The sequence below is a fragment of the Dokdonella sp. GW821-FHT11D02 genome (genome assembly GCF_058808595.1).
Window position 1 is genome coordinate 4,270,786 of record NZ_CM179520.1, and the last position, 25,839, is coordinate 4,296,624.

The 25,839-nt window shown below is 65.4% G+C and carries 23 protein-coding genes and 1 riboswitch; of the genes, 11 read left to right on the plus strand and 12 right to left on the minus strand.

Features of this window, described 5'->3' with window-relative positions; genetic code table 11:
- The first annotated feature begins 8 nt into the window (after window positions 1-8).
- The gene (locus AC3QL3_RS18110; RefSeq protein ID WP_492895494.1) at window positions 9-962 is read left to right on the plus strand and encodes a glycosyltransferase family 2 protein; all 954 of its coding nucleotides are present in this window, start codon (window positions 9-11) and stop codon (window positions 960-962) included.
- A gap of 88 nt (window positions 963-1,050) precedes the next feature.
- A complete protein-coding gene (locus AC3QL3_RS18115; protein WP_492895495.1) occupies window positions 1,051-1,479 on the plus strand; it encodes a CBS domain-containing protein in 429 nt (142 codons plus the stop codon).
- Window positions 1,480-2,030: 551 nt separating this feature from the next.
- Here AC3QL3_RS18115 and maiA read toward each other — a convergent pair.
- From maiA to hppD, 4 genes are all read right to left on the minus strand, one after another.
- Window positions 2,031-2,693 carry a maleylacetoacetate isomerase gene (gene maiA / locus AC3QL3_RS18120; RefSeq protein ID WP_492895496.1) on the minus strand — a complete coding sequence of 221 codons (663 nt, stop codon included), beginning with the start codon at window positions 2,691-2,693 and terminating at the stop codon, window positions 2,031-2,033.
- A gap of 4 nt (window positions 2,694-2,697) precedes the next feature.
- The gene (locus AC3QL3_RS18125) at window positions 2,698-3,684 is read right to left on the minus strand and encodes a fumarylacetoacetate hydrolase family protein (RefSeq protein ID WP_492895497.1); all 987 of its coding nucleotides are present in this window, start codon (window positions 3,682-3,684) and stop codon (window positions 2,698-2,700) included.
- Window positions 3,685-3,751: 67 nt separating this feature from the next.
- On the minus strand, window positions 3,752-5,044 hold the full coding sequence (gene hmgA / locus AC3QL3_RS18130) for a homogentisate 1,2-dioxygenase (protein ID WP_492895498.1): 1,293 nt from the start codon (window positions 5,042-5,044) through the stop codon (window positions 3,752-3,754).
- A 15-nt stretch (window positions 5,045-5,059) separates the two neighbouring features.
- Complete coding sequence (hppD, locus tag AC3QL3_RS18135; RefSeq protein WP_492898981.1) at window positions 5,060-6,130, minus strand: 4-hydroxyphenylpyruvate dioxygenase; 1,071 nt, start codon at window positions 6,128-6,130, stop codon at window positions 5,060-5,062.
- 169 nt (window positions 6,131-6,299) lie between these two features.
- Here hppD and AC3QL3_RS18140 point away from each other — a divergent pair, with 169 nt between their 5' ends.
- Window positions 6,300-6,740 carry a MarR family winged helix-turn-helix transcriptional regulator gene (locus AC3QL3_RS18140; RefSeq protein ID WP_492895499.1) on the plus strand — a complete coding sequence of 147 codons (441 nt, stop codon included), beginning with the start codon at window positions 6,300-6,302 and terminating at the stop codon, window positions 6,738-6,740.
- 100 nt (window positions 6,741-6,840) lie between these two features.
- Here AC3QL3_RS18140 and AC3QL3_RS18145 read toward each other — a convergent pair whose 3' ends face one another.
- The gene (locus tag AC3QL3_RS18145) at window positions 6,841-8,340 is read right to left on the minus strand and encodes a peptide MFS transporter (RefSeq protein WP_492895500.1); all 1,500 of its coding nucleotides are present in this window, start codon (window positions 8,338-8,340) and stop codon (window positions 6,841-6,843) included.
- Window positions 8,341-8,474: 134 nt separating this feature from the next.
- Entirely contained in the window at window positions 8,475-9,329 is an 855-nt protein-coding gene (locus tag AC3QL3_RS18150; protein WP_492895501.1) for a tryptophan 2,3-dioxygenase, read from the minus strand.
- Window positions 9,330-9,538: 209 nt separating this feature from the next.
- Here AC3QL3_RS18150 and pdhA point away from each other — a divergent pair, with 209 nt between their 5' ends.
- From pdhA to AC3QL3_RS18180, 6 genes are all read left to right on the plus strand, one after another.
- Complete coding sequence (gene pdhA / locus AC3QL3_RS18155) at window positions 9,539-10,618, plus strand: pyruvate dehydrogenase (acetyl-transferring) E1 component subunit alpha (protein WP_492895502.1); 1,080 nt, start codon at window positions 9,539-9,541, stop codon at window positions 10,616-10,618.
- Window positions 10,619-10,623: 5 nt separating this feature from the next.
- Window positions 10,624-11,139 carry a GNAT family N-acetyltransferase gene (locus AC3QL3_RS18160; RefSeq protein WP_492895503.1) on the plus strand — a complete coding sequence of 172 codons (516 nt, stop codon included), beginning with the start codon at window positions 10,624-10,626 and terminating at the stop codon, window positions 11,137-11,139.
- Window positions 11,140-11,143: 4 nt separating this feature from the next.
- Complete coding sequence (locus tag AC3QL3_RS18165) at window positions 11,144-12,124, plus strand: alpha-ketoacid dehydrogenase subunit beta (RefSeq protein WP_492895504.1); 981 nt, start codon at window positions 11,144-11,146, stop codon at window positions 12,122-12,124.
- A gap of 16 nt (window positions 12,125-12,140) precedes the next feature.
- Complete coding sequence (locus tag AC3QL3_RS18170; protein ID WP_492895506.1) at window positions 12,141-12,497, plus strand: DUF1304 domain-containing protein; 357 nt, start codon at window positions 12,141-12,143, stop codon at window positions 12,495-12,497.
- Window positions 12,498-12,522: 25 nt separating this feature from the next.
- Window positions 12,523-13,944 (plus strand): dihydrolipoamide acetyltransferase family protein, encoded by a 1,422-nt coding sequence (locus AC3QL3_RS18175; RefSeq protein ID WP_492895507.1) that lies wholly within the window; start codon window positions 12,523-12,525, stop codon window positions 13,942-13,944.
- Window positions 13,945-14,075: 131 nt separating this feature from the next.
- Window positions 14,076-14,462: a VOC family protein gene (locus AC3QL3_RS18180; RefSeq protein ID WP_492895508.1), complete on the plus strand. Its 387-nt coding sequence runs from the start codon at window positions 14,076-14,078 to the stop codon at window positions 14,460-14,462.
- A 184-nt stretch (window positions 14,463-14,646) separates the two neighbouring features.
- Here the strand turns inward: AC3QL3_RS18180 and AC3QL3_RS18185 are convergent, their stop codons facing one another.
- Window positions 14,647-17,238: a BACON domain-containing protein gene (locus AC3QL3_RS18185; protein ID WP_492895509.1), complete on the minus strand. Its 2,592-nt coding sequence runs from the start codon at window positions 17,236-17,238 to the stop codon at window positions 14,647-14,649.
- 312 nt (window positions 17,239-17,550) lie between these two features.
- On the opposite strand from AC3QL3_RS18185, the gene metK reads away from it, so the two are divergent.
- Window positions 17,551-18,750, plus strand: a complete 1,200-nt coding sequence (gene metK / locus AC3QL3_RS18190) for a methionine adenosyltransferase (RefSeq protein ID WP_492895510.1) — start codon at window positions 17,551-17,553, stop codon at window positions 18,748-18,750.
- A 96-nt stretch (window positions 18,751-18,846) separates the two neighbouring features.
- Here metK and AC3QL3_RS18195 read toward each other — a convergent pair whose 3' ends face one another.
- A complete protein-coding gene (locus AC3QL3_RS18195; RefSeq protein ID WP_492895511.1) occupies window positions 18,847-20,310 on the minus strand; it encodes a TolB family protein in 1,464 nt (487 codons plus the stop codon).
- A 151-nt stretch (window positions 20,311-20,461) separates the two neighbouring features.
- Window positions 20,462-21,658, minus strand: coding sequence for an ankyrin repeat domain-containing protein (locus AC3QL3_RS18200; protein WP_492895512.1), 1,197 nt, complete (start codon window positions 21,656-21,658; stop codon window positions 20,462-20,464).
- 258 nt (window positions 21,659-21,916) lie between these two features.
- A riboswitch (S-adenosyl-L-homocysteine riboswitch) is annotated at window positions 21,917-22,022 on the plus strand.
- Window positions 22,023-22,035: 13 nt separating this feature from the next.
- Between AC3QL3_RS18200 and ahcY the strand changes: the two genes are divergently transcribed.
- Window positions 22,036-23,463, plus strand: coding sequence for an adenosylhomocysteinase (ahcY, locus tag AC3QL3_RS18205; RefSeq protein WP_492895513.1), 1,428 nt, complete (start codon window positions 22,036-22,038; stop codon window positions 23,461-23,463).
- 122 nt (window positions 23,464-23,585) lie between these two features.
- Here the strand turns inward: ahcY and AC3QL3_RS18210 are convergent, their stop codons facing one another.
- The 3 genes from AC3QL3_RS18210 to AC3QL3_RS18220 all read right to left on the minus strand — a co-directional run bounded on the left by AC3QL3_RS18210 (window position 23,586) and on the right by AC3QL3_RS18220 (window position 25,811).
- A complete protein-coding gene (locus tag AC3QL3_RS18210) occupies window positions 23,586-24,137 on the minus strand; it encodes a hypothetical protein (protein ID WP_492895515.1) in 552 nt (183 codons plus the stop codon).
- Window positions 24,138-24,244: 107 nt separating this feature from the next.
- Window positions 24,245-25,207, minus strand: coding sequence for an alpha/beta hydrolase (locus AC3QL3_RS18215; protein ID WP_492895516.1), 963 nt, complete (start codon window positions 25,205-25,207; stop codon window positions 24,245-24,247).
- Between the two features lie 46 nt (window positions 25,208-25,253).
- Window positions 25,254-25,811, minus strand: coding sequence for a DUF3228 family protein (locus AC3QL3_RS18220; protein WP_492895517.1), 558 nt, complete (start codon window positions 25,809-25,811; stop codon window positions 25,254-25,256).
- Window positions 25,812-25,839 lie beyond the last annotated feature (28 nt).

A 25,839-nucleotide genomic window follows, 5' to 3' on the forward strand; every position in this document is an offset into this window, starting at 1 on the left:
ATACCGTCATGCCCAAGCTCACCGTCATCGTGCCCGCCTATAACGAGAGCGAAGGCTTGCGCGAGTTCCATGCGCGCCTGGCCGCCGTGCTCGACCAGCTCGATCTCGACACCGAAGTGCTCTACGTCGACGACGGCAGCCGCGACGACACCTATGCGGTCATGTGTGCCCTGCGCAGCGCGGATACGCGCGTATCGACGCTGAAACTGTCGCGCAATTTCGGCAAGGAGCTGGCCCTGACCGCAGGCCTCGACTACGCCGAAGCCGATGCCGCGGTCGTCATCGACGCCGATCTGCAAGACCCACCGGAACTGATCCCGACCTTCGTGCAGCATTGGCGCGAAGGTTACGACGTCGTCTACGGCACGCGCGCCTCGCGCGCCGGCGAAACCGGCTTCAAGAAATTCACCGCTTCGGGTTTCTACCGCGTGATGGGGCGGCTCTCGGCCACGCCGATCCCGCGCGATACCGGCGATTTCCGCCTGCTCTCGCGCCGTGCGCTGGACGCGCTCAAGCAGGTGCGCGAACGCCAGCGCTTCATGAAAGGCTTGTTCACTTGGGTCGGCTTCCGCCAGCTCTCGGTCGTCTACCACCGCGACCCGCGCTACGCCGGCGAAACGAAGTGGAACTACTGGAAGCTGTGGAACTTCGCGATCGAAGGCATCACTTCGTTCTCCGGCGCGCCGCTGAAGCTGGCGACGTATTTCGGGCTGGTCACTGCGGTGGTCGCGTTCGTGTTCGGCCTGTGGGTACTCGCCAAGGCGCTCTGGCTCGGCGACCCGGTGCGCGGCTATCCCTCGCTGATGGTGGTGGTGCTGTTCCTCGGCGGCGCGCAGCTGATGGCGCTCGGCGTGATCGGCGAATACCTCGGCCGCCTCTACGTCGAATCCAAGCAACGGCCGCTGTATCTGATCGACGAGTACTACCCGCCCGCCGCCGCGCCGCCTGCAGGCCCTCGCTGAGCCGCGTGCTGCGCGGCGGCGAGCCTCGCCCGCGGCACGGCGCTACACTCGCGCGGCGGCGCAAAGCCGCGCTCCGTCGGAGGGACGCATGCTGCAGGTCAAGCATCTACTCACGGAAAAGGGTCGCGACGTTTTTGCCGTCGGCCCGGACGAGCCGGTTCTGAACGCGATCCGCGTCATGGCGGACCGCTATATCGGCGCCCTCTTGGTGATGCGCGGAGAGGAGCTGGTCGGCATCGTTTCCGAGCGTGATTACGCGCGCAAGGTCATCCTCAAGGGTCGCCATTCGGACGACACGCCGGTCAGCGACATCATGTCGCCGAACGTGCTGACGGTCGGCCCGGAAGACACCATCGAAACCTGCATGCGCCTGTGCACCGACCGCCGCGTACGTCATCTCCCGGTGGTCGACAACCGCAAGGTCGTCGGCGTCGTCTCGATCGGCGACTTGGTCAAGGCGATGCTCAGTGAGCAGAGCGAGCAGATCGAGCAGTTGCAGCGCTACATCGCCGGATGAGGATTATCCGCACCCAGCCTTTCTGGGTGAGGGATTTGCAGTCGTGCGTTGTTTTTGTCGCTGCTTCGGTCCTGATCTCTGCGGTCTTCGCCGCGACGCAAGCGGCCAACGTACAGCCGGGACCGCTACCCTTCGATAGCAGGCAGGTTGCGCTCACGGAAGCTGTCGTTCTTCTCGTCTGGATAAGAGCACATCCTGATCGTCAAGTCGGAATCGTCTTAGCAGCGCTCGGACTCATCCACTCGCTTTCAGGGATATCCTGCGCGGTGTTTTGGTCCTCTCATTCAGTGCTGGATGCTGTGTCGATCGATCCGTCGATTTCGATCTTCTTCAACGGGGCGACCGCGATCGGCTACGCTTTTTTGCTTTGCGGAGTTGGTAGCTACGTCTGGGGTGTATTGGCTGGAGCGCCCCCGGTGCGACCGCGGTGGCGAAGCGGGCGCTTCACCGTCGAATCGGAAACGCCGGACCACGTACTGCAAGTCGACTCCGCGCATTCACAAAATTCGCGTTAGACACAGCAGCGGAACGCGTTATTTACTTGCGATCAACTATGCGGCGTCAGGCTGCCTCTCCGGCCGCGCCGCATCGAACGCCGGCAGCGACAAGCAATACTCGTCGATGCGCCGAATCGCCGGGAACGGCGCGAGATCGACCCCGAACCGCTTCGCGTTGTAGACCTGCGGTATCAAACACGCATCCGCGATGGTCGGCGTATCGCCGTGGCAGCACAGCCCGGTTGCCGGATCGCCGGCGAGCAGCGCTTCGAACGCGCGGAGCCCCTCTACGATCCAATGACGCATCCAATCTTCGCGCGCTTGTTGAGTCGCGCTGAACTGGCGTTCGACGTACTGCATCACGCGCAGATTGTTGAGCGGATGCACGTCGCAGGCGACCAGCAGCGCAAGCGAACGCACACGCGCACGGGCGAATGCGTCGTCCGGCAGCAGCTTGGGCGCTTGCGCAGAACCGGTCTCCTCTAAGTATTCGAGGATCGCCAGCGACTGACGTATTAGCTTCGTGCCGTGCGCGAGTACCGGTACGGCTTCCATCGGATTGAGCGCATGGTGCTCGGCGCTGTGCTGCTCGCCGCCGTTCTTGACCAGATGCACCGGTTTTTGCGTGTAAGCCACGCCCTTCAGATTCAGACCGATGCGCACGCGATAGCAAGCGCTCGAACGCCAATAGTCGTACAGCGTGACGTCGGCGCTCATCGACTCAGACCGCCTGCTTCGTCACGACCTGTTCGATCGCACCGAACACGCTGTGGTCAGCCGCATCCGTAATCTCGATACGAACGGTGTCGCCGAACTTGAGGAACGGCGTCGACGGCTTGCCGTCGCGCAAGGTTTCAACAGTGCGCTGCTCGGCCAGGCAGGAAGCGCCCTTGGAGGTGTCTTCGTTGGCGATCGTGCCGGAACCGACGATCGTGCCGGCCGACAGCGGCCGCGACTTCGCCGCGTGCGCGACCAGCTGCGCGAAGCTGAATTGCATGTCGACGCCGCATTCGGCCGCGCCGAACCATTGGCCATTGATCCAGGTGCGCATCGGCAGGTGCAGCTTGTTCTCTTGCCAAGCCTCACCGAGTTCGTCCGGCGTGACGAACACCGGCGACAGCGCCGACCGCGGCTTGGATTGCAGAAAGCCGAAACCTTTAGCCAGTTCGCCCGGGATCAAGTTGCGCAGGGAGACATCGTTGACGAGACCGATCAGCTGGATGTGCGCCGCCGCGTTCGCGGCCGACACGCCCATCGGCACGTCGTCGGTGATGACGACGACTTCGGCTTCGAGATCGATGCCCCACTCTTCGCTCGCCGCGAGGATCGGATCGCGCGGGCCATAGAAGCCGGCGCTGGTCGCCTGATACATCAACGGATCGACGTAGAACGTCTCCGGCACCTCGGCGCCACGCGCGCGGCGCACGCGTTCGACGTGTGGCAGATAGGCGCTGCCGTCGACGAACTCGTAGGCGCGCGGCAGCGGCGCGGCCAGCGCGGCCGGATCGAGCGCGAAGGCGCCGTCGGCGCGGCCTTGGTTCAGCGTTTCCGACAACGCGTTCAGACGCGGCGCCGCGTTCGACCAGTCTTCCAGCGCCTGCTGCAAGGTCGGCGCGATCGCACTGGCGCGCACGGCCTGCTTGAGGTCGCGGCTGACCACGATCAGCGTACCGTCGCGGCCGCCTTCCTTCAGGGAACCGAGTTTCATGCTTCTTCCTTCATGCGGGAAACCATTGCGCCAGGTCGAACGACGGCGGGCGAGCCGGTGTGCTCGCTCAGCCGCCGGAGAATCTTTTGCGCAGACCGCGCCAACAGTCCTGATAATCGGCCTGGCGTTGCGGCGCGTCGAGCGCCTGTCGCGTCGGATGGATCACCGCGCGCGTCTCGAACATGAAGGCCATCGTATCGACGATGTGGTCCGGCTTGCCGGTATCCGAGGCGCTGGCCTTGTCGAAGCTCGCCGCATCCGGGCCGTGGCCGCTCATGCAGTTGTGCAGACTGCCGCCACCCGGCACGAACCCACCGGCTTTGGCGTCATAGGCCCCATGCACCAGACCCATGTACTCGCTGGCGACGTTGCGATGGAACCACGGCGGCCGGAACGTGTCTTCGGCGACCAGCCAGCGCGGCGGGAAGATCACGAAGTCCATGTTCGCCACGCCCGGCGTGTCCGACGGCGAGGTCAGCACGGTAAAGATCGACGGATCGGGATGGTCGTAACTGATCGAGCCGATCGTGTTGAAGCGGCGCAGGTCGTAGCGGTACGGCGCGTAGTTGCCGTGCCAGCCGACGACGTCGAGCGGCGAATGGTCGATCGGCGCCGACCACAGCGCGCCCTGGAATTTCGCGATCAGCTCGAACTCGCCGTCGAGGTCCTCGTAGGCGGCATGCGGCGCCTCGAAATCGCGCGCATTCGCCAGACCGTTCGAACCGATCGGACCAAGGTCGGGCAAACGCAAGAGCGCGCCGAAATTTTCCGCCACGTAACCACGCGCCTCGCCGTCGAGCAGCTCGACGCGAAAACGCACGCCACGCGGAATCAGCGCGATCTGCTGCGGCTCGACCTCGAGCACGCCGAGTTCGGTCGACAGGCGCAGGCGCCCCTGCTGCGGCACGATCAAGAGCTCGCCGTCGGCATCGTAGAAGTAGCGGCCCTGCATCGAGCGATTGGCGGTGTAGACATGGATGCCGATGCCGGTCTGAGCCGCCGCGCTGCCGTTGCCTGCGACGGTGTACAAGCCTTCGACGAAATCGGTCGGCGCCTGCGGCAGCGGGAACGGGTCCCAGCGCAGCTGGTTGGGCGAAGCGGGAACTTCCTCGAAACGATTGTGCAAGCGCTCCTGCACGAACGGCCGGAACGTCCCGTGTACGGCGGCCGGACGAATGCGATACAGCCAGCTGCGGCGATTGGAGTGGCGCGGCGCGGTGAACGCAGTGCCCGACAGCTGTTCGGCGTACAAGCCGTGCGCGACCCGCTGCGGCGAATTGCGCCCTTGCGGCAGCGTGCCCGCTACGGCCTCGGTCGCGAACTCGTTGCCGAAACCGGTTTGATATCCGTGCGCGACCATCGTCGGTTCTCCGCCTTACAGCACGCCGCGCTTCATCTGGTCGCGCTCGATCGACTCGAACAGCGCCTGGAAGTTGCCTTCGCCGAAACCCTCGTTGCCCTTGCGCTGGATGATCTCGAAGAAGATCGGGCCGATGCTGTTCTGGGTGAAGATCTGCAGCAGCTTGCGCTGCTTGGTTTCCTGATCGGCGTCGATCAGGATCTTGTTCTTGGCCAGCCGCGCCACGTCCTCGCCGTGGTTGGGTACGCGCACGTCGATGACTTCGAAGTAGGTGTCGGGCGTGTCGAGGAACTCGACGCCGGTCGCGCGCATCGCCTCGACCGTCTCGTAGATGTTATCGGTGAAGCAGGCGATGTGCTGGATGCCTTCACCGTGATACGCGTCGAGATACTCGTTGATCTGCGACTTCGGATCGCTCGATTCGTTGAGCGGGATGCGCACGATGCCGTCCGGCGCGGTCATCGCCTTGGACACCAGACCGGTCTTGGCGCCCTTGATGTCGAAGTAGCGGATCTCGCGGAAGTTGAACAGGCGCTCGTAGTAATCGGACCACTTCTGCATGTTGCCGAAGTAGAGGTTGTGCGTCAGGTGATCGATGAAGGTCAGACCGAAGCCGGCCGGATTCGGATCGGCGCCGGCGATCGGTTCGTAGTCGCCGTCGTAGATGCTGCCGCCCTCGCCGTAACGGTCGACCAGGTAGAGCATGCAATCGCCGATGCCTTTCACGACGGGCGCGGCGACCGCTTTGCTTGCGGCCTTGTGATCGATCGCCTCGCCGCCGTTGCCGAGCACCGTCTGCAGCACCTCGGCGGCAGGCTTCTTGAAGCGGATCGCGAAACCGCAGGCGCAGGGACCGTGCTGGGCGGCGAAGTCGGCGGCGAACGAGTCGGCGTCTTCGTTGACGAGGAAATTCACGCCGCCTTGGCGATAGACCGTGATAGCTCGCGACTTGTGCTTGAGAACCGCAGTGAAGCCCATGCGCTTGAACAACGCATGCAGTTCCTGGCCGCGGCCGGCGGGCGCCGCGAACTCGACGAACTCGAAGCCGTCGATACCCATCGGGTTTTCGAACGTGGTGACCTGCATGCCGAGATTGGGCTGGGCGTTCATGGCGACATCGACTCCTGGGAGACCCGCGCAAGCAGGCCATTGCTCGGAAGCGCGGCCACGGACGGCCGCTGCTTGATTCTGGCGATCACGGACGATCGCGCAAATTATGGTTACAATTGAAACCATTTTCAAGGCGCAGTGCCGCATGACCGACCACACCCCGCTCGAGCTCGAACGCTTCCTGCCTTACCGGCTATCGATCCTGTCCAACCGCATCAGCCAGGCGATTGCGCGCGAGTACCAGCAGCGTTTCGACCTGACCATGACGGAGTGGCGCGTGATCGCGGTATTGGCGCGCTTCGATGGCGCCGGGCTGTCCGCGCGCGAGGTGGCCGAGCGCACCGAGATGGACAAGGTTGCGGTCAGCCGCGCGCTGGCGCGCCTGGTCGCCGCCAAGCGCGTCGCGCGGCGCACGCACGACGGCGACAAGCGCCGCTCGGTACTGCTGCTGTCGGCCAAGGGCTGGAAGATCCACGACGTCGTCGCGCCGCTCGCGCGCGAACACGAGCGCGCGCTGCTGGCGCGGCTCGACGCCGACGAGCGCCGCGTGCTGCAGCGCATCCTCGACAAGTTGGCGCCGGTATGAGGAGCCGGGATTGGAGATTGGGGATTCGGGATTCGTAGAGAAAATTCGATCCGCGCCGTGCTTCCCGCTCTAAACCAATCCCTAATCTCCAATCTCGGCTTCACCGCACTCCGTGCATCAGCCGGTTGATCAGCGGTCCGATCACGAACAACAGCACGCCGGCGCCGACCAGGGCCCAGAAGCCGAAGGTATAGCCGCTGAGCGCGGACTCGACCGTCATGCCGCCCTCGCCGCTGACGTGGCCGGCGAAGATGCCCGACAGGTTGTTGCCGATGCCGGTGGAAAGGAACCAGCCGCCCATGCCGAAGCCGACCAGGCGCAGCGGCGCGAGTTTGGTCACCATCGACAGGCCGATCGGCGACAGGCACAGCTCGCCCACCGACTGGATCACGTAAACCATGAACAAGGTCCAGAACGGGATCTTTCCGGTGCTGCTGACCAAGCTCGACAGCGCGAACATCAACAGCAGGAAGGCGAGGCCGTTGAAGATCAGGCCGAGGCCGAACTTGCGCGGGATCGACGGCTCCGCGTTGCGCCGCCCCATCCAGACCCAGATGACGGCGATCAGCGGCGCCAGCGCGATGATCGCGAGCGAGTTGACCGACTGGAACCAAGCGTTGGGGAAGGTCCAGTCGCCGAATTCGCGGTTGACGATCTTGTCGGCGAGGAAGGTGAAGGAACTGCCGGCCTGCTCGAAGAACATCCAGAACAACACGTTGAAGGCGAAGATGATCAGCATCGCGATCGTCTTGTCGCGCTGCACCGCGCCCTCGCGAATACCTTCGATCATCAGCAAGACGCACAAGCCGACGAACATGATGCCGAGGATCACCGCCAAGGTATCGGCACCCATCGCGAGCAGACCGTACATGACCGGAATCGCAGCAAGGACGCCGACCAGCACGTACAGAACCCGCGCCTTCGAAGCGCCGCCTTGCGGCGGCCGGCCGATACCCTCGAGCTGGCGGCGACCGAACCAGAACCAGACCAAGCTCAGCAGCATGCCGACGCCCGAGGCGATGAACACCATCTTGTAAGCCGGCATCACCGAGGTGCCGAACACTTGTTCGGCGAGGATGCCGGTCAGGATCGGCGACAGAAAACCGCCGAGATTGATGCCCATGTAGAAGATGGTGAAACCGGCGTCGCGACGACCGTCGCCGACGCCGTACAGCTTGCCGACCATGGTCGAGATGTTCGGCTTGAACAAGCCGTTGCCGCAGATGATGGTGGCGAGACCGAGTTCGAACAGATGTTGCTCGGGCAGCGCGATCATGAAGAGACCAGCCGACATCACCACCGCGCCGAGCAGGATCGAGCGCTGGTAGCCGAGTACACGGTCGGCGATGTAGCCGCCGAAGATCGCGCTGGCGTAGACCAGAGCCAGATACGCGCCGTAAGTGCGATTCGCCGGCGCCTCGCCGCTCGGGTCGCCGCCGTGGAACTGCGCCACGATGTATAGCACCAAGGCCCAGCGGATGCCGTAGAACGCGAAGCGCTCCCAGAATTCCGTCATGAACAGCATCCACAGCGGGCGCGGATGCCCCATCTTCTGCGGGAAATTCGGTGGCGCGGTGGCGTCGGCGGCGGTGGTGGACATGGGCTCCCTGTGCATCGGCAGTGAACAAACCGGCCACGTGTAACCGCTGGCAGCGGCAAGGTCAAACCGCAGCGCAATATTTACGAGAGAGCGCGGCATCCCGCCGCACGACCACAAACGAACGTTCGAATCGATCAGCTACCGATTTCGGTGCGCACGTCGAGCAGTTCCGGGAAGAAGGTCAACTCCAGCGCCTTTTTCAGGAAAGCGACGCCGGACGAGCCGCCGGTGCCGCGGCGATACCCGATGATGCGCTCGACCGTCTTCATATGACGGAAACGCCAGAGCTGGAAACTCTCTTCGATGTCGACCAGCTGCTCGCACAGATGGTATTCGGGCCAGAACTCGTTGGCGTTCTCGTAGATGCGCTTGAAGACGGGCACCAGTTCGGCAACGCGTTCGTGCGGCCGGGTCACGTCACGCTCCAGGCAGGCGGCCGGAATCGCATGTCCGCGCCGCGCCAGATAGCGCAGGAACTCGTCGTACAGGCTCGGCGCTTCCAACTGCGCGCGCAGCTCCGCCTGCGCGGCCGGGTCGTAGTCGAACACCTTCAACATGCCGGCATTCTTGTTGCCAAGCAGGAACTCGATCGTGCGGTACTGCAGCGACTGGAAACCCGACGACGGCCCCAGCACCGGCCGGAACTGCATGTACTCGGTCGGCGTCAGCGTCTCCAGCACGGCCCATTGTTCGAACAACTGGCGCTGCACCTGCTTGACGCGCGCGAGAATCTTCAGCGTGGCGTTGACGTCGTCGAGGCGCAGCCGCTCGATCGCCGCGCGCAACTCGTGCACCAGGAGCTTCATCCACAGCTCGGCGACCTGATGCTGCACGATGAACAACATTTCGTCGTGCAGCGGCGGATCGCTGAGCGGTTTCTGCGCCGACAACAGCGTATCCAGTTGCAGATAGCCGCCGTAGGTCGTGCGCTCGCGCAGGTCGGTTTCGATCCCGCTCTCGAGCGGCCGCAGGTTGGTCGGTTCGTTCATCGCGATGCCGCTGAATGGAAGCTTGCAGTGTAGCGCGCACGCCCTCATGCAATGTTGCGTAGGGCCTTGCGAAGCACGCCGCGAGTTGGCTACCGTTCCGGCCCCCGCCAGCCGAACGACGGCGTCATCGCCGCGGCCCGCCTCGAACCGCCAGCCATTCGGCCACGTATCTAGAAATGCGCCTCGCGCGCTGCTGCTCCGGAGGTTTCTTGTCCACCGCCGCCACCTTCGAAATCGAGTTCCTGCAATACCTCGACGCCGACGGCAAGCTCGTCCGCGACGACTTGCCGGCGATCGCTCGCGACGTCCGCCAACTGGTCGAGCTCTACAAGCTGATGCTGTTCACGCGCACCTTCGATGCGAAGGCCGTCGCACTTCAGCGCACCGGTAAGCTCGGCACCTACGCTTCCTGTCTCGGCCACGAAGCGGCACACGTCGCCATCGGCAGCGCGATGCAGGAAGACGACGTGTTCGCGCCGATGTATCGCGAGTACGGCGCGCAGTTTTATCGCGGCGTGAAGCCGCGCGAAGTGCTGCTGTACTGGGGCGGCGACGAGCGCGGCAACGATTTCTCCGGCCCCGCGCACGATTTCGCCTGGTGCGTGCCGATCGCCACACAATGCCTGCACGCGGCCGGCGCCGCGCTCGCCTTCAAGACGCGCAAGGAACCGCGGGTCGCGGTCAGCGTGGTCGGCGACGGCGGTTCGTCGAAGGGCGATTTCTACGGCGCGATCAACGTCGCCGGCGCGATGACGCTGCCGCTGGTGGCGGTGATCGTCAACAACCAGTGGGCGATTTCGGTGCCGCGTTCGGCGCAGACCGGCGCCAAGACCTTGGCGCAAAAAGGCATCGCCGCCGGCCTCGAATGTCTGCAGGTCGACGGCAACGACCTGATCGCGATGCGCGCCGCGATGGACTACGCGATCAAGCGCGCACGCCACGGCCACGGCGGCATGGTGATCGAGGCCGTCACCTATCGCCTGTCCGACCACACCACCGCCGACGATGCACGCCGCTACCGCGGCGAAGCCGAGGTCAAGGACGCCTGGAATCGCGAACCGATGCGGCGCATCAAGAACTATCTGATGTCGCTGAACGCCTGGACCGAACAGGAAGAAGAAACCTGGAAGGCCGAGTGCGCGGCGAAGGTCGACATCGAGGTCAACGCGTACCTGGAAACCAAATCGCAACCGGCTGAGGCGATCTTCGACTACACCTACGCCGAGCTGCCGGCCGACCTCGCCGCACAACGCGCCGCCGTGCTCGCGGCGGAACAACGGCACGGCTGATGCGCGTGCGCGACGCCCGCCGCGAGGAAGCCGCGACCGTCGCCGCGCTCGGCGCGCGCACGTATCGCGACCATTACGCGGCCTTGTGGCGCGCGAACGAACTCGATGCCTGGCTCGCGCGCCAATTCGATCTCGACGCGATCCGTACCGACATCGAGTCCGACCGCGCGCGCTATCTGCTCGCCGACGTCGACCGCCGCGACGTCGGCTACGCCAAGCTGATCTGGGATCGCCCGATTCCGATCGGCGCGGAACGCGGCGCAGAATTGCAGAAGATCTACTTCCTCGCCGGCGACGTCGGCCGCGGCCACGGCCGCGTGCTGATCGAGGCCTGCGCCGACCGCGCCGGCGCGCGCGGCGAGACGTGCCTGTGGCTCGACGTGCTCAAGAGCAACGAGCGCGCACGGCACGTGTACGAGCGCTGCGGATTTTCGATCGTCGGCGAACGCGACTATCCGCGCGAGAACGAACCCTTGCCGATGTGGGTGATGCATCGCCCGCTCGGCGCATCCGACAGGTAGGACCATGGCACAAATCACACTCATCGAGGCCGTCACCCAGGCGCTCGCCTACGAAATGCGCACCGACCCCAGCGTGGTCGTGCTCGGCGAAGACGTCGGCGTCAACGGCGGCGTGTTCCGCGCGACGCAAGGCCTGCAGGAGAAATTCGGCGCCGCCCGTGTGATCGACACGCCGCTCGACGAAGCCACCATCGCCGGCCTCACCGTCGGCCTCGCCGCCCAAGGCATGAAGCCGATCGCGGAAGCGCAATTTGAAGGCTTCATCTATCCGATGATGGAACACATCGCCTGTCACGCCGCGCGCATGCGTACGCGCACACGCGGACGCCTGAGCTGTCCGGCCGTGTTCCGCGCACCGTGGGGCGGCGGCATCCGCGCACCGGAGCATCATTCCGAAGCGAACGAAGCGCTGTTCACCAATATTCCAGGCTTGCGCGTGGTGCTGCCGTCGTCGCCGGGCCGTGCATACGGACTCTTGCTCGCCGCGATCCGCGACCCGGACCCGGTCATGTTCTTCGAGCCTAAGCGCATCTACCGTCAGTACAAGGAAGAAGTACCCGACGACGGCGAAGCGCTGCCGCTCGACGTCTGCTTCGTGCTGCGCGACGGCAGCGACGTGACCCTGGTCAGCTGGGGCGCGCAGGTGAAAGAGACGCTGGAAGCCGCCGACGCGCTGGCCGAGCAAGGCGTCAGCGCGGAAGTGATCGACGTCGCCACCTTGACTCCGCTCGACTTCGACACGATCCACGAATCGGTGAAGAAGACCGGCCGCTGCGTGATCGTGCACGAAGCGCCGCGCACTGCCGGCTTCGGCGCCGAGATCGCCGCGCGCCTCGCCGACGAAGCTATTTACGATCTGCTCGCGCCGGTCGAGCGCGTGACCGGTTACGACACGCACATCCCGCTGTATCGTCTCGAGATGAAATATCTGCCGAGCGTCGAGCGCATCGTCGCGGCAGCGCAGCGCACGCTGGCGGCGGGTTGAAATTGGGGGAGTGCCCATGCAAACGATCGCGAACGTTCTTGTCGGACTGGTCGCCCTGCTGCACCTGTATTTCCTCGTGCTCGAAATGTTCCTCTGGACCACGCCTTACGGACGGCGCGTGTTCGCGCTCACTCCGGAGTTCGCGCAGGCGTCGAAGGCGCTCGCCGCGAATCAGGGTTTGTACAACGGCTTTCTCGCCGCCGGCCTGCTCTGGGGGCTGATCGAAGGCGGCGCAGGTTTCCACATCAAGTTGTTCTTTCTTTCTTGCGTGATCGTCGCCGGCGTGTACGGCGCTTGGACGGTGAGCCGCAAGATTCTCTACGTGCAGGCGCTGCCGGCGATCGCCGCGCTGGTGTTGCTGCATTTCCACTGACGCCGCCGCGCTAGGACCCGACGCCATGGCCGATATCAAGACTTTTCATCTTCCCGACCTCGGCGAAGGCCTGCCCGACGCGACCATCGTCGAGTGGCTGGTCGCCGAAGGCGCGACCGTCAAGCTGGACGAACCCTTGGTGTCGATGGAGACCGCTAAGGCGGTGGTCGAAGTGCCTTCGCCTTACTCGGGCAAGCTGACCAAGCTGCACGGCGGTGCCGGCGACGTGATCGCGACGGGCGCGGCGCTGGCCGAGTTCGAGCTCGATCCGAACCTGCCGCAGCGTTCGGAAGCCGAATCGACCGGTCATCATCACGCGCCGCCGCCGAAAGCGGCCGCCGCGCCGAAGGGCGCCGGCAGCGAAGCGCCCGATCGCGCCGGCGTGGTCGCCTCCGACGAAGGTGGCGAGATCGCCGCCGGCGATGCCTCGCAGCGCGAGGACGAAGGCACCGTGGTCGGTGCGATGGAATCGAGCGGCCGCGTACACGCCGAGCGTGCGAGCGAGGTCGGCGGCGTGAAGGCGGTGCCGGCAGTGCGGGCACTGGCGAAGAAGCTCGGCGTCGACCTGAGCCGTGTGCGCGCCAGCGGCGCCGAAGGCGCCGTCACGCTGAAGGACGTCAAGGACGCTGCCGCCGCCGGTACCGCCAAGCTCGGCGCCGCGCCTGCAGCGGCACCTGCGCGCGCCGCGGCACCGACGGCGACGACGGCCACGCCCACGCAGACTCCCGCCGTGCGCCGCGACAACGAGCGCACGACGGTGTCCGCCGCCGGCAAACCGATGCGCACCACGCCGCCCACGGTCAGCGCCAGCGGCCAACCGGAACAACTCAAAGGCGTGCGCCGCAACATGGCGCGCGTGATGGCCGCCGCGCATGCGCAGGTCGTGCCGACCACGCTGTGCGACGACGCCGATATCCACGCCTGGTTGCCGGGCAGCGACGTCACCGTGCGCTTGATCCGTGCGCTGGTGCGCGCGTGCAAGGCGGTGCCGGCGTTGAACGCGTGGTTCGACGGCGACAACCTCACCCGCACCCTGCATCCGCAAGTCGACATCGGCATCGCGGTCGACACCGACGACGGTTTGTTCGTGCCGGCGCTGCGCAATGCCGACGTGCTCGACGCGGCCGGCTTGCGCGCAGCAGTCAACCGTTTGCGCACGCAGGTCGAGGAACGCTCGATCCCGGCCGACGAACTCAAGGGCTACACCATCTCGCTGTCGAACTTCGGCGTGTTCGCCGGCCGCTACGCGACGCCGGTGGTGGTGCCGCCCTGCGTCGCGATCGTCGCCGCCGGCAAGGGCCGCCACCAGATGACGCCGGTGATGGGCGGCTTCGAATCGCACCGTGTGATTCCGTTGTCGGTGACGTTCGACCATCGCGCCGCCACCGGCGGCGAGGCGGCACGCTTCCTCAAGGCGATGCTCGACGACCTCGCGCTCGCGACCTGAGCCGCTGCGCGCGATACGGCCATTGTCGGCACGATCGCGCCGCGCGCGCGGCAGAGACGGGCAGCTCGAGATCGCAAGAAGCGGCGAATGATCGCCGCGCGGATTTTCCTGCACCCCGGAGTAGCGCAATCATGCATCGCAGCCGCCTGAGCAATCTCGTGATCGACTGCCAAGTCGACGACCTCGCCTCTGCCACCCGCTTCTGGAGCCGTGCGCTCGGCAAGGACGTCACCTCGTTCGACGAGGACGGCGACGGCAAGTACGCCAAGCTGGAGACAGCGGCGGATGAACCGCAGATCCTGCTGCAGAAAGTCGAACATGCTTCGCGCGTGCATCTGGACATCGAAACCGACGATCTGGATGCCGAAGTCGAGCGGCTCGAAGCACTCGGCGCCAAGCGCATCAAGTTCGTGAACGGACGCTGGTGGGTAATGGAGGCACCGAGCGGGCATCGATTCTGTGTCGTGCACCGGCAACGCGAATCGTTCGGACCGCATTTGAACGAGTGGCCCGACTGAAGTTCTTCACGCAATCGGAGCGGCGTCTCGCTCGTCCATGAAGAATGCGGCTGCGGACGAGTGCGAGCAGATTCAGCGGAGACCTCGATCCGTCAGCTGACGCAATCCAATCAAATCGTGCGGCCGATCGCACGCAAAAAAGAAGGGCCTCTTGCGAGGCCCTTCGTGTCAGCCGATCAGTGAATCAGCGCGCGCGTTTGTGCGCGCCCCGGCCGGGATGCGACTGCGGCCGTGCCACACCCACCGGCGCGGCACAATCGAGGGTGACGTCGTCGATGATCGCACTCGCGTTCTCGCCGTTCGCCGCCGGCGAGGACCAGTCGAACTTCACCGTATGCGATTGGCCGTCCAGATACGTGGCCGGAACCTCCAGCGAACGCACCGTGTACTCGGTCTCGCCGCTGCCCGGCGCCACGGTGGACACCTCGGTATCGTCGATGCTGATGGTCAGCGAAGCACCCGGGTCGCCGGCGATCTGGTTCATCATCCAGTAGTTCAGGAAGCGCGGCTGTCCGCTCGGCAACACCACGCTCTGACTGACCAGAGCGGTGTTCTGCTCCTGGTAGCCGCCGAACCAAACGAACCAGTCGCCCGTATGCGCGGTGATGGTGCCGTTGTCATCGCAACCCGCGTCGCACAGCGGCGAACCGGCGATGCTTTCGTCGACCGTCCAGGGCGCAGTCGGATTGGTGCCCGGACCGGTCTCTTCGAAGCTCGTGTCGGCGAACAGCTGCGCCGGTTCGCAAGTACCGGTATCGGAGCCTTCGAAGCCGTCCTTGAAGATCGTATCGTCGGCCGTGACGGTGAAGGTGACCGGCACCGCGACCACGGCCGTGGCCGGATCGTTGCTGTGCACGCAGAGGTTAGTGGTGTACTCGCCCGCCGCGAGCGAAGCCGAATCGAACGCGATCGCGACCTCGGCATCAGCGGCGCCGGCGGCTACGGTGCCGTTGGCCGGCGTCGCGCTCAGCCACTGCGTGGTGGCCGGCGTGGTGCATGCGGCGTCGTCGGAGGTGTCGATGTTCCAGGTCAGATCGGCGCTGCCGGTGTTGCCGACCGCGAGCGAAGCGCTGGCGGTGCCGCCGGCTTCGGCGGTGGCTTCGAGCGGCGTGGTGTCGACGTCGACGACCGGAGCGTTGCTGACGGTCGGCACCGTGACCGCGTACGTGCAGCTGGTGTTACCGCCTTGGTTGCCGGCGTTGTACGCAGCACCGATCGCATCGATCTGCGCCTGCGGATAGCCGAGCGCCGCGGCGGCGTCGATGATCGCCTGCGCTGCGTCTTTCTGGTTGGTGCTGCCGCCGGTCATCGACAGACCCTTGAAATAGGCCTTGTCGAAGATCTTGGCGCCATCGGTCGGTTCGAGCGCCTGGATCGCACCGCGAGCGACCAGATTGCACGAAGACCAGTATTGCCCCGGCGTATGCCCGCCACCCGGACTGCTGCCGATGTTGGGATAGGCATGGTTCAACTGGTAGTTCAGGATGCGGCCGGCCCAGAACGGATTGTGGCCGTCCCAGCTGAAGACCCAGCTGTAGGCGGCGTCGGTCGGCGTCCATTGATTGGGGAAGTCGCGGCTGTAGGAGCCGGCGGTGAAGTCGCCGAAACCTTCCGACAAGCCTTGTACGGTCGACAGATGCCCACCGGTAATCCAATCGTGGATGCCATGGCCGAGCTCATGGATGATCACGTCGGCATCTTGCGCATCGTCGACGCCGCCCTGGCCGAACGCCAGAATTTCCGTGCTCGGGACGTAGTGCGAGTTGTCGTCACCGCTCAAACCGTGCGGGTCGACCTTGACTCCTCCGGCATGGCGCAACGGCAGTGCCGGAATGCCGAGCGTCTCGTTGACGTACTTCAGATACGTCGAGATGTGGTAGTAGACCATCACCGCATCGAACGTCATCGCGCTGCGCGTGACCGAGAAATCGGTGCTCGGCTGCGACGGGCAGGCCGCGTCGGCGGGCGCCTCGATGTTGGCGCAGACGATGTAGGGACCCGACAGCTCGTAGTTGGCGCCGTTTTGGGTGATGTTCTCGAGCGTCACCGGTACCAGGGCGGCCGTCAGATCCGCCGTGTCGGCATTGTTACCGTCGACGTAAGTGCCGCCGTAGGCGACCTTCTTGTACGACAGCGGATCGGGCGTCCAAATGGTGCCGTTGCCGGTGGCGTTGAGGGCCTTGTCTTCGGCACGCAGTACTTCACCGGTTTGCGCATCGACCAGCACTTCCCAATCGCCGTGGGACGTGTCCGGACCGGCGGCGGCGCGCACGCGCCATACCACGCGGCTGCCGGAGGACGTCGCAAACACCATGCGCTCCGGCTTCATCGCGCTCGGCGCCGGTGCGCCGAGATAGCGCTGCGCGATCGTCGCGGCTTCGGCGGCCGCACTGGCGCTCGCCGTCGTGTTCGCGCCGGCGGCCGGGCCGACATTGGCGACCAGCGAGTTGGCGACGTGGATGATCTGGCCGTTCGGCTTCACGCTGACGGCGATGTCGCTGCCGTAAACGCGCAGGCCGTCCTGCATCTGGGTGAAACGAACGACCGAGAACTCGCGCCCTGCGCGCAGAGTCGTACGCGCGAGCGTGGTCGCGTCCGCTTTGGCGAGGCCGAACTGCTCGACGCGGCTGGCGAGGTATTCGCGTGCCATCGCTTCGGGCGTGGAAACGCGCGCGGTGAACTGCGGACGGTACAGAGAAATCGCAGCGCCGCTGACCGAGTAGCGGCCTTCGGCGCGCTCGATACCGGCTTCCGGCGCTTGCACGCCGCGGGTCAAGGAAACGCCGGCGCGCGGCGAGTCAGTAAGAGCGGATACTTGTGAGGTAAACCCCAATGCAGCAGCGACGGCGGCGGGAAGGACGGCCGCACGAATCCAACTTGGCATGATCATGTTTCCCCATAAAAGAATGACGAATTTCCAACGTATTTCGCCAGCCATGCTCCGAATGGCCAGGTGCGCCGAATTAGGCTGCGAGCCTCGGCGCACTCCCGAGCATATCGCAAGAATTCCTGCAAACACCCGCAACCGGAGTCGTGTATAGTGCGCGACCTTTCATCCATCCATCCGTATTGAAGGATATTTGCCGCGATGAGCAATTACCTGTTCACCTCCGAATCGGTGTCCGAAGGTCATCCCGACAAGGTCGCCGACCAGATTTCTGACGCTGTGCTCGATGCGATCCTCGCGCAGGACAAGCGCGCGCGCGTCGCCTGCGAGACGATGGTGAAGACCGGCGTCGCGATCGTCGCCGGTGAGATCACCACCAGCGCCTGGATCGACCTCGAAGCCCTCACGCGCAAGGTCATCCTCGACATCGGCTACAACAGCTCCGACGTCGGCTTCGACGGCGCCACCTGCGGCGTGCTCAATCTGATCGGCAAGCAGTCGCCCGACATCAACCAGGGCGTCGACCGCAAGAACCCCGAAGACCAGGGCGCCGGCGACCAGGGCCTGATGTTCGGCTACGCGACCAACGAAACCGACAGCTTCATGCCGGCCGCGATCCATCTCTCGCACCGCCTCGTCGAACAGCAGGCGAAGGTGCGCAAGAAGAAGAATTCGCCGCTGCCGTGGCTGCGCCCGGACGCCAAGAGCCAGGTCACGCTGCGCTACGAGAACGGCAAGGCCAGCGCGATCGACGCGGTGGTGCTGTCGACCCAGCACGATCCGTCGGTCAAGCAGAAGGATCTGGTCGAAGCCGTGCGCGAGCACATCTTGAAGCCGGTGCTGCCGGCCAAGTGGCTGCACAAGGGCACCAAGTACCACATCAATCCGACCGGCAAGTTCGTCATCGGCGGCCCGGTCGGCGACTGCGGCCTGACCGGCCGCAAGATCATCGTCGACACCTACGGCGGCTGGGCCCGCCACGGCGGCGGCGCGTTCTCGGGCAAGGATCCGTCCAAGGTCGACCGTTCGGCCGCGTATGCCGCGCGCTACGTCGCCAAGAACATCGTCGCCGCCGGCATTGCCGACCGCTGCGAAGTGCAGGTGTCCTACGCGATCGGCGTCGCTCACCCGACCTCAATCTCGGTGACCACCTTCGGCACCGGCAAGATCAGCGACGACAAGATCGAAAAGCTGATCCGCAACCACTTCGATCTGCGTCCGTACGGCATCATCAAGATGCTCGACCTGGTGCATCCGATGTACCAGGCGACCGCGAGCTACGGCCACTTCGGCCGCACGCCGGTGCAGCTGAAGGACGCCAACGGCGGCAGCTACACCGCGTTCTCGTGGGAGAAGACCGACAAGGCCGCCGAGCTGCGCAAGGCCGCCGGCCTGAAGTAAGGGCGAGCTGGACCAGCAAAAAAAAAACGGGCCGCGTGAGCGGCCCGTTTTTATCGCGCCGATCGACGGACTCGACCATCCGGCGGGCGCGCAGAATCAGCGGCGCAGCGTGGCGCCGGCGCGCGAGCCCGGCACGAGCGGGATCGAGCGCGCGCCCGCGAGCGGCTGCCGACGCAGCGCCGGCGCGGTCTCGAAACCGTCGGCGAAGATCCGCTCGGTGATCACCGATTCTTCGACCAGAACGAAGATGTCGGTCTTGTTGTTGGTGTCGCTCGGGTCGATGTCGCTCGCATCCGACTCGAATGCCATCGACAAGCCCGATGCGTTGACCGCCAGCGAGTAGCCCGAAGCCTTGTTGCCGGGCTGACCGCTCGAGTTGACGCTGAACAGCTCGGGGGCGCCCGCGCCCGGAACGAACAAGAACGTCTGCGGATACCGACCTGAGCCGCTCCAGTTGTAGAGGCAGCTGAGCGTCACGCTGCCGAGGTTGGAAATGGCGGACACGTTGCAGCTGTCGTAGTCGCTGGCGGGAATGGCCGCGGCACGCGGGATCGCGATCAGAGTCTGCGTCTGCCGGTCGCGCAGGTAGACGCCGCTGTTGCTTTCCGTGTCGACGCCGTCGGCGTAGCCGAGGCCGCCGTAACCGCGGTTCTGGAAGGTGGCGAAACGGCCATTGGGCGAGATCGCCGGTCGGTAGCTGAACGCGCTCGATCCCGCAGGAGCCGATGCGCTGCGGCTGATCAGCTCGATGGTATTGGCCTGCAGATTGCGCACGTAAGCTTGTCCGCCGGTCGCGCCGGGCACCATGGCGCTGCTGCAGGTCATGCTGAGGTAGCGGCCGTCAGCCGACAGCGCGTGCGGCACGAACTGGCACGCACCGCCGCCGGCCGGGCTGTCGACAGACGCGCCGCTTGCCTGCCCGTCGCCGCTGCCGGCCGGACTGCCGTCGGAGCGCACCGAGGCCATCTCGACGGCACCCGTCTGCATGTCCTTGACGAAGATCTGCGTGCCGGTGCCGGCTGCGACGAAGTTCGGCGCGGCGGTATCGAACGCAACGTACCGGCCATCGGCTGAGATGGCGACGAAGTTGTCGTTGGTGCCGCCGCTGGCCGGCTGGCCGCTCGCGTCCGCGCTGGCGGTTTCCAGCGCGCCGGTCTGACGATCCTTGCGCGCGACCTGCCAGCCTGGGCCGAGCTGCGCGTTGCTGTAGGTCAGGAAGGCGACGTAGCGCCCGTCCCCCGAGACCGCCGGGCTTTCTCCTCGAAAGACCGTGCCGGCGCTGGTGCTCGAGACGATCTCGACCACACCGGTGTCGAGATCGACGGCAATGGCCTTGGTGCCGTTGTAGGTGCCGCTCGCCCAATTGCTCGCATCGCTGGAAAACACGACGGTTCGGCCGTCGGCGGAGACATCGACGGCAGTCGAATTGCCGTTCGGCTCGGCATCGGCGGGCTTGAGCCGGCCGTACAGAAATTCCGCTTGCGCGGGTGTCGAAACGCCGACGGCGGCGACCAGGAGCAGCGAAAGTGCGAGCGGGCGGACGAAAAGGGCGGACGGCATGACAGGCTCCGAATAAGGGTTCGGCAGCCTTCTACGCAGTTTCGTGGCGAATCCCTGAACGTCGCGGTTCGCAGACCTCTGTGCAGCGAAAGCGGAGCCGCAACCTCGGTGGCAGCTCCGCCTTGACGCTCCGCTGGCGACCGCTATTCGATCAAGACAGCGCCGGCGCTCCGCCTTGCAAACCCTCCAAGTACTCGGCGACTGCAAGGCAACGCGGATTGTTGGTCACCTCGGCCGATACGCGCGCCCAGCCGGAGGGCGTGTTGTCGTGTTCGGGGTCGCGCGCCTGCACATCGGCTCCGGCCTCGACCAGCAGCGTCGCCAGCGCCAGGTCACCGTTCCAGGCGGCCGAGTGCAGCGCGGTGCCTTGCGAGCCGATCTGCGAACGCGCATTCGGATCGGCGCCGCGCTCGAGCAGCCAGCGCGCCAGTTCGCGATGGCCGAAATCGACCGCGCCGAGCAGCAGCGTCGGATCGCGCGCGAGCTCGGGTCGAGCGGCGAGCAGCGTCGCCAGCCGCTCGCGGTCGCCGAGCCGCGCATAGTCCTCCGGCCGCGCGCTGAAACCCCGTGCGAGCAGATGGCGCAAGAGCGGCTGGCCGCTCGTGCCCAGCCGGCTGATCGCCTCGATCGGCGTGGCGCCCCAGCGGTCGGGCTGTTCGGCGGAAACGCCCAGTTCGAGCAGACGATCGAGCGCGAACGGCGTGCGCGCCAGCGCTAGCAGCGAGCCTCCGTTCGGCGCGTACGTCGGCAGCGCCGAAGCGCCTTCGCGCAGCAACCGTTCGACACGCGCGTCGTCGCCCAGCAACAGGGCTTCGGTCAAGCCCACGCGCGCGCCGCGCGCTAGCAGAATCTTCTGCATCTCGGCCTGGCGCTGGTAGATCGCCAGCATCAGCGGCGACCAGTGCATATAGCCTTCGTTGCGTCCGTCGACGTCCGCAGCGGCGGCCAGCAGCAGGTCGAACGCCTCGCGGCGGCCGCCCTCAACCGCCAGGTGCAGCGCCTGCAGCCGGCCACCCCAGTACGGATGGGGTCCGATCGCGTCGACCAGCGCCGGGCTGGCTTGCAGCATCGCGCGAATCTCCTCGATGCGGCCGGCGCCGACGGCGCGCAGAAACTGCGCGACGCGCGGTTCGTCGAGCGCGTCCGCCGCCGCAACGGAAGCACGACGCATGTCTTCGACCTGCGCAATCAGCGCACGCCAGCTCGGAAAACCGTATTCCCGCGCCAGTTGGTGCTGCGCCTGGGCGAGCTTCGTGGCGGGTTGAGTGAGGCGCAGGCTGCGCAGTTTCTGCTTAGCGCTCTTGCGCAGCCAATCGGGATGAGGACGCGGGGGGAGCGTCTGAGTCATGCAACACCTTCCTTTCCTGATGCCCGGCGTCCGCGAACGGGCAGAAAGGAGGTCTGCATTGTCGACATCGCAGGTGGGTTCAACCCTTTTCGCGGACCGAGGGTCGCCCGTACGACCCGCCCGAACCGTAGCAATGGCGTCGGATCGGCGTCAACCGGCGTTCTCGATGCTTGCATCGACAGTTCGAAAACGCGCCGCGCGGCGCGGTCGCCGTTCATATCGCTCCATCGCGAACAAGCGATATAATGGCGGTCTCCGCCCGCCAAGGGGCGCTGCGACCGTCAGCCGAACGCGGGTTTCCCCGCGGCTCCGCCTGTGACGGCCAGGCTTGGCAGGCTCTCCGCTCCAACTGCGCCCGCTCCAACGGAGTGCCCACCATGAATGCTGTCATCAAGAACCCGCCCGCGCACGACTACAAGGTGCGCGACCTCGCCCTGGCCGACTGGGGCCGCAAGGAAATCGACATCGCCGAGCACGAAATGCCGGGCCTGATGTCGATCCGCAAGAAGTACGCCGCCGCGCAGTCGCTCAAGGGCGTGCGCGTGACCGGCTCGCTGCACATGACGATCCAGACCGCGGTGCTGATCGAGACGCTGAAGGATCTCGGCGCCGAAGTGCGCTGGGCTTCATGCAACATCTTCTCGACCCAGGACCACGCCGCCGCCGCGATCGCCGCGTCCGGCACGCCGGTGTTCGCCTGGAAGGGCGAGACGCTGGAGGAGTACTGGGATTGCACGCTCGATGCGCTCTCCTTCCCCGGCAACAAGGGTCCGCAGCTGGTGGTCGACGACGGCGGCGACGTAACCCTCTTGATCCACAAGGGCTACGAGCTCGAGAACGGTTCCGACTGGGTCAACACGCCTTCGTCCAACCACGAAGAGCAGGTGATCAAGAACCTGCTCAAGCGCGTGGCGAAAGAGCGTCCGGGCTTCTGGGCCGGCGTGGTCAAGGAATGGAAGGGCGTCTCCGAAGAGACCACCACGGGCGTGCATCGCCTGTATCAGCTCGCCGAGGCGGGCAAGCTGCTGGTGCCGGCGATCAACGTCAACGACTCGGTCACCAAGAGCAAGTTCGACAACCTCTACGGCTGCCGCGAGTCGCTGGCCGACGGCCTCAAGCGTGCGATGGACGTGATGCTGGCCGGTAAGGTCGCGGTCGTGTGCGGTTACGGCGACGTCGGCAAGGGCTCGGCGCACTCGCTGCGCGCGTACGGTGCGCGCGTGGTGGTCACCGAGATCGATCCGATCAATGCGCTGCAGGCGGCGATGGAAGGCTTCGAGGTCAACACGGTCGAAGCCACGCTCGGCCGCGGCGACATCTACGTCACCACTACCGGCAACAAGGACGTGCTCACGCTCGCCCACATGCAGGCGATGAAGGACCAGGCCATCGTCTGCAACATCGGCCACTTCGACAACGAGATCCAGGTCGATGCACTGAACACCTCCGGCGCGACCCGCCTCAACATCAAGCCGCAGGTCGACAAGTACACCTTCAAGAACGGCAACTCGATCTTCCTGCTCGCCGAAGGCCGCCTGGTGAATCTCGGCTGCGCCACCGGCCACCCGAGCTTCGTCATGTCCAACTCGTTCTCGAACCAGACGCTGGCGCAGATCGACCTGTGGGCGAACAAGGACGCTTACGAGTCGAAGGTCTACATCCTGCCGAAGAAGCTCGACGAGGAAGTCGCGCGTCTGCATCTGGAAAAGATCGGCGTGAAGCTGACCACGCTGACGGCCGACCAGGCCGCGTATCTCGGCGTGTCGGTGGACGGTCCGTACAAGCCGGATCACTACCGCTATTGATCGGCGGTTCGATCCATCCCTGAAACGAAACGGGCGCCGCGAGGCGCCCGTTTCGCTTTAGAGGATTGCCGCACTCGCCCTTTCGCCGAAGCCGATGCGGGCGAGCGCGACAGCGCCGAGGATCAGTTCTTATGCTTGCGGAACAGAATGTCGAACAGCGGCTTCCAGGTCTTGCCGCCGTCGTCGGAGACGGTGGCGGTTTCGCGCACGTCCTCTCCCTGCGGATACCAGACCGCACGCGTGCGCTTCTTGCCCTTCGGCGTGATCGCTTCTCCTTCCAGCGTGATGCGCTCGCCCTCGCGCTTGCCTTCGAGGATCAGCAGCTCGCCTCGATTGGTCACCCAGCTCTGATGCCAGACCTTGCGTGTCGCGTCGTAGATCGTAAAGCTCTGGCCGCGATAACCGTCGAACTGGTCGTAGTCCTCGCGGATCACGCAGCCTTCCAGGATCGCATCGATGCGAGTGCGCGCAACCGACTTCGAGGTCGGCGTCAGCGGCAGGTCGAACGTATCCCAATCGCCGACCCAGAAATCGAACTTGCGGTGTTCCGGATCGCTGCACGATTTCGTCGGCTCGGCGGCGACCGCGCTCGCTGCAAATCCACCCACCATGCACAGCAGCAGCAGCCAAAACCAAGCCTTCATCGCGCGTCCTCCACCGTTGGAAGTACGCATCTTCGACGCCCTTGCGGCACCCGTTAAACACCAATTCGTGCGTTCCGCGCAGAGCCACTATGGCCTAAGCGGCGGATTTCACGAGAGCGAACGCACCAACCCTTGCATCACGGCAACTTCCGCAACACGCCGATCGCTCGCAGCCACGACTCAAGCAAGTCCGGCCATTGCGTGATCGGCTGATCGCTGTGACGCAAGCCGAACGCATGGCCGCCGTGGGCGTACAAATGCATCTCGACCGAAACGTGTGCCTTCAATAGCGCGAGGTAGTAGACGAGCGATTCGTGCACGTCGTCGACCGGGTCGTCCTGCGCCTGCACGATGAAGGTCGGCGGCGTCGCCGCACTGACCCGAACGTCGCCGATCAATGTCTGCAGATGATGGCCGTCCCACATATGGCCGGGATAGAGCACGACGGCGAAGTCGGGGCGGCTGCTCTGCGTGTCCGCATGGTCGACGGCTGAATAGCGGCGCGAGGTCTCGTTGCTGACCGCCGCGACCAAGTGACCGCCGGCGGAAAAACCCAGCACGCCGATCTTGTGCGGATCGACGCCCCACTCCTGCGCGCGCTCGCGCAATACGCCGATGGCTCTTTGCGCATCCTGCAACGCCATCGGCACACGCGGAGTCTTGCCGCAGCGGCACGCTTCGTTCCAATGCGGACCCGAACCGGGAACGCGGTACTTCAACACCGCACAAGTGATGCCGATCGGAGTGAGCCAATCGCAGACTTCCGTCCCCTCGAGATCGATCGCCAGTACCCGATAACCGCCGCCGGGGAAGACCACGACCGCGGCCCCAGTATTCGGTCCGGTGGCGGGAAACACCGTCATCGTCGGGCGTTCGACGTTCTCGATCATCGTCCACGGGCGACCCGCGACCATCGTGGGCGCGGACGACGCGCGCTCTTCGCCACGAATCTTCGGACGTTCGATCGTGATGCCGTCCGGCCAGAGCGGAATCTGCTCGATGCCGGCCGGCGGCTGCCATGCTGTCGCCGCAGCACTGTGCGCGAAGGCGATCGCAGCCATCGTCAGGCAAGCCCGCAGCAGAATGCTCAGCTGTTGCATAAAACCTCTTCGCGCGGAATGAACTCGCCGGCTGCGTTCGCGCACGCTAAGGGCGCCAGTTCGCATGGCGTTCCCAATACTCGACGCTGCGCCGATAGGCCGCGCGGTCGAGCGGTACACCCGAGCCCCCTTCCTCGACGCCGAGCGCGTTGCGCATCATCGTGATCGGCGCCATCGGAATCTCTTCCGGCTCCATCGTGTAGAGACAGCCGACGATGCCCCAGTCGGCTGCGATCGGCGCACCTTCGTTGGCGAGCTGTTCGCGGCTGTACAAGATCGCTATCAGATAGTTCGCCACCGGCGGCTCGACGCCTTCGAACCAGCGCACCAGTACCGGCAGTTCTTCCGACGAGCGCGCTTCGTAGGCCGAGCGGAGCCGGTCGCGATTGTGTTCGGTGATCGGCGCGGTCAGGCAGCGCGTCGAAGTCCAGTTGCGGTGCACGTGCAGCTTGCAGAACGGGGCATAGCCGTCGAGCACGTTCAGCGGAGTCTCGCTGTCGAGCCGACGTTCGAACTCATCGGGCGTGCAGTCCTGAATCGTGTTGCGGCGTGGCCGCGCGGGAAACAAGCGGGTACGAGCGAACGGGGTCAAGACGATCGACATGGAGAGAGGTTGCAACTCCGACAGAGTG

Coding starts and splice junctions, on each gene's coding strand:
- AC3QL3_RS18150 (WP_492895501.1), bottom strand. CDS start 9,329: ATGAACGAACCGACCAACCTGCGGCCGCTCGAGAGCGGGATCGAAACC.
- AC3QL3_RS18180 (WP_492895508.1), top strand. CDS start 14,076: ATGCATCGCAGCCGCCTGAGCAATCTCGTGATCGACTGCCAAGTCGAC.
- AC3QL3_RS18175 (WP_492895507.1), top strand. CDS start 12,523: ATGGCCGATATCAAGACTTTTCATCTTCCCGACCTCGGCGAAGGCCTG.
- AC3QL3_RS18220 (WP_492895517.1), bottom strand. CDS start 25,811: ATGTCGATCGTCTTGACCCCGTTCGCTCGTACCCGCTTGTTTCCCGCG.
- AC3QL3_RS18110 (WP_492895494.1), top strand. CDS start 9: ATGCCCAAGCTCACCGTCATCGTGCCCGCCTATAACGAGAGCGAAGGC.
- AC3QL3_RS18115 (WP_492895495.1), top strand. CDS start 1,051: ATGCTGCAGGTCAAGCATCTACTCACGGAAAAGGGTCGCGACGTTTTT.
- AC3QL3_RS18200 (WP_492895512.1), bottom strand. CDS start 21,658: ATGACTCAGACGCTCCCCCCGCGTCCTCATCCCGATTGGCTGCGCAAG.
- AC3QL3_RS18125 (WP_492895497.1), bottom strand. CDS start 3,684: ATGAAACTCGGTTCCCTGAAGGAAGGCGGCCGCGACGGTACGCTGATC.
- AC3QL3_RS18145 (WP_492895500.1), bottom strand. CDS start 8,340: ATGTCCACCACCGCCGCCGACGCCACCGCGCCACCGAATTTCCCGCAG.
- AC3QL3_RS18210 (WP_492895515.1), bottom strand. CDS start 24,137: ATGCGTACTTCCAACGGTGGAGGACGCGCGATGAAGGCTTGGTTTTGG.
- ahcY (WP_492895513.1), top strand. CDS start 22,036: ATGAATGCTGTCATCAAGAACCCGCCCGCGCACGACTACAAGGTGCGC.
- hppD (WP_492898981.1), bottom strand. CDS start 6,130: ATGCAGGTCACCACGTTCGAAAACCCGATGGGTATCGACGGCTTCGAG.
- AC3QL3_RS18170 (WP_492895506.1), top strand. CDS start 12,141: ATGCAAACGATCGCGAACGTTCTTGTCGGACTGGTCGCCCTGCTGCAC.
- metK (WP_492895510.1), top strand. CDS start 17,551: ATGAGCAATTACCTGTTCACCTCCGAATCGGTGTCCGAAGGTCATCCC.
- AC3QL3_RS18215 (WP_492895516.1), bottom strand. CDS start 25,207: ATGCAACAGCTGAGCATTCTGCTGCGGGCTTGCCTGACGATGGCTGCG.
- maiA (WP_492895496.1), bottom strand. CDS start 2,693: ATGAGCGCCGACGTCACGCTGTACGACTATTGGCGTTCGAGCGCTTGC.
- AC3QL3_RS18195 (WP_492895511.1), bottom strand. CDS start 20,310: ATGCCGTCCGCCCTTTTCGTCCGCCCGCTCGCACTTTCGCTGCTCCTG.
- AC3QL3_RS18140 (WP_492895499.1), top strand. CDS start 6,300: ATGACCGACCACACCCCGCTCGAGCTCGAACGCTTCCTGCCTTACCGG.
- AC3QL3_RS18165 (WP_492895504.1), top strand. CDS start 11,144: ATGGCACAAATCACACTCATCGAGGCCGTCACCCAGGCGCTCGCCTAC.
- hmgA (WP_492895498.1), bottom strand. CDS start 5,044: ATGGTCGCGCACGGATATCAAACCGGTTTCGGCAACGAGTTCGCGACC.